We start from the raw sequence: 2847 nt of genomic DNA, 5'->3' as shown, positions 1-2847 counted from the left end.
CCCCCACCTCCACCTCTGGGGGGCTAGCCTGAAGTCACTACCGGCGCCAGAAAAACCCTACTTTGTCTGCATGACGTAAACACCGTCCCAGTCGGGCGCGGGGGCCTCAGCCAGGAATTCACGCGAGCGGCGGAGGAAGAGCTGCGAAGGCCCGTCCTGCGGCCAGCGCCGCAGCAGCGCTTCGAACCCGATGACCGCTTCCTGCCACTGGCGGCGGCGGTAGGCGCGCATCGCCTCCTCGAAGCCCGCCAGCAATTCGCTGTGTAGCTCGGCGTTCTCGCGGAAGTCGAGCAGCTCGAAGACGCCCACCGGCTGCTGCTTGCCCTTCACCCGGATGCGGTCCAGGTCGCGTCCCACAAAATAGGATTGAACCTGCTGCCAGGTGAACTCGCTCACCACCACGCGCACTCCGTACTCCTTGGTCAGGCCCTCCAGGCGCGAGGCCAGATTGACGTTGTCGCCCATCACCGTCCAGGCCAGCCGCCGGTCGGAGCCCATGTTGCCCACGTTGACCGGGCCCGTGTTCAGTCCCACGCCGATGGCCAGCGTGGGCCGGCCCTCCTCGCGCCAGCCGAGATTGAGCTCCTCCAGGCGCGCGCACATGTCGAGCGCGGCGGAGCAGGCGCGCTGGGCGTGGTCCTCCTGCGGGAAGGGCGAGCCCCAGAAGGCCATGATGGCGTCGCCGATGTACTTGTCCAGCGTGCCCCAGCGGCGGAAGACGATCTCAGTCATCTCGCCCAAGTACTCGTTCAGCAGGGTGACCAGCTCGTCCGGGGTCAGGCCCTCGGAGAGCGCGGTGAAGCCGCGGATGTCGGCGAACATGATGGTCAGCTCCTTCATCTCGCCGCCGCGGCGCAGGAAACGCCCCGGGTCCTGCTCCAGCAGACGGATCACGGCCGGGGAGACGTACTGCTGGAAGGTGCGCCGCACTTTGCGCTTCTCGCGCTCCTCGAAGATCATGCGGAAGCTGGTGACGCCAGCGTAGTTGGCCAGCAGCGTTCCCGCGGGGACGACGAAGCTCAGCCACATCCCAAAGCGACCGAAGGCGACGACGACCAGAGCCAGAAAGAGCGCGAACCCCGCCGCCGCGGAAAGCGTCGCCCAAGCCGGCTTGGTCTTGCCAAACCACCATCCCAGCCCCAGGCCGAAGAGCAGGATGGCCGCCAGGTCCGCCATCTCCTCGCGGTTGCCCCGCCGCAGAAAGCCGCGGCCCGGCTCGTTCACGTGCAGCAGGTTGTCGATGATGTTGGCGTGGATCTCGATGCCCATATACGTCGGGCCCTGGAAGGGAGTGTTGCGGATGTCGCCGATGCCCAGCGCGGTCGGGCCCAGCAGCACGATCTTGTCGCGGAACGTTCCCCCGGGAACCTTGCCTTCGATCACGTCCACCATCGAGTAATGCGGATACGTGCCGAAGGGGCCGGCGTAGTTGATGAGCACGGTGCTGTCCGGGCGCGGCCTGAGGGTGTGCGCGCCGAACTCGATGCGCTCCAAGCCGTTCTCGTTGATGAACGCCTTCAGGTCCTGGTCTGGAACCTGCTCGTACTCGCGCATCACCTGGAAGGAGAGCGAGGGAAAGAAGTCGGCGTTCTGGTAGCGAATGAGCAGGACGGCGCGGCGCATGGTCCCGTCCGAATCCGGGTTGTTGTTGATGAAGCCGAAGGAGCGCGCGGTTTCGGCCAGCGGCGCGATGTTGGCCTCGACCGCCTGCGCCACGAGGCCGCCGCCTCTTTTCCTCCAGGCCTCGCCGAGGTCGAAGTCGCGTCCGGCTTTGACCTTCAGCACCTGGGGAAAGGCCGCGGCCCAAGCGGTGTTGAAGTAGGCTTCCGCCGCCTCCGGCGAAACCGCTTCGGCGCGCTGCGCGTCCAGAAACACGTGACCCAGGATGACGTTGCCGGCGCGCTTCAGGCTTTCCGCCAGCAGCCGGTCGTTGTCACTCGACTGCTTGAGGGTGGCGATCCGCTCCCGCACCGGGCCGGGAGCGCTGCCCAGCTCGGTTTCCAGCTTCGCCAGCGCCTCTACAGCGGAGTTCTTTTCCGGCGTGGGGAAGGTGACGTCAAAAGCGACAATGCGGGCGCCGTCCGCGTGCAACCGGTCGACCAGTTGGGCGTAGGCGCTGCGCGCGATGGGATAGGCGCCCATGCGCTGCAGCGTCTTTTCGTCGATGTCCACGATGACGATGCGGGGATCGGGCGGGCGCGCGCCCCGCAGGTTGAAGCGCGCGTCCAGCGAGCGCTGCTCGATGTTTTGCACGAAGACAAAGCCGGCCAGCGGGCTGCCGCCGATGTTGGCGAAGAGAAAGACCACCAGCCCCGCCAACGTTACCAGCAGCGAGATGGCGAAGCTCACCCGCCGGGGCGGAACTGCCGCCAGCCAGTTGCCGAGTTGGCGCAACAGTCTCACGCCGAGGTGACTATTTATCACGGCCGGGCAGCCGCCCGCGAAGGAATCGGGCTTCCGGAGCCGCGGCTAGAAGCCGTCTCAGAAATAGTTTCGGAGAGGCACGGCTTCAGCCGTGCCGTTGGAACTCTTGTCATGACTTGGGCTTTAGCCCCTGAAGGCAATCCATGGGATCGCTTCTCCGAGTTCGGGCCTGAAGGGACGCCTACTTGGGTGCGCCGCCGCTCTCCGCCAGCACCTTCTCCACATTGGGCCACAGGTCGTCGGCCGAGGCTTCGACCGCGCGCTGCACGTTCTTGTCCCACTTCTTTTTCATGATCTCGTAGTTTTTCTTTCCCAGCCCGACGTACTCCTCGCGGAACTTCTTGGCGTCCATCTTTTCCCGGCTGGCCCACAGCGACCACTGCGTCAGGCTGTCCAGCGGATGCACACCGGGCCGTGCCTGCC

The 2847-nt window shown here is 66.0% G+C and carries 2 protein-coding genes; both read right to left on the bottom strand.

Annotated features, from left to right (window positions below; translation table 11 throughout):
• Positions 1-57 precede the first annotated feature (57 nt).
• Positions 58-2403: an adenylate/guanylate cyclase domain-containing protein gene (locus VGQ94_06450; protein ID HEV2022153.1), complete on the bottom strand. Its 2346-nt coding sequence runs from the start codon at positions 2401-2403 to the stop codon at positions 58-60.
• 202 nt (positions 2404-2605) lie between these two features.
• Positions 2606-2847 (bottom strand): hypothetical protein (locus VGQ94_06445; GenBank protein ID HEV2022152.1); only part of this gene is annotated, 242 nt, incomplete at its 5' end.

Source organism: Terriglobales bacterium, assembly GCA_035937135.1.
Classification (GTDB): Bacteria; Acidobacteriota; Terriglobia; order Terriglobales; family Acidobacteriaceae; genus DASYVL01.
The sequence above is the reverse complement of the archived record's forward strand: the minus strand, read 5'-3'. Positions and strand labels throughout refer to the sequence as shown.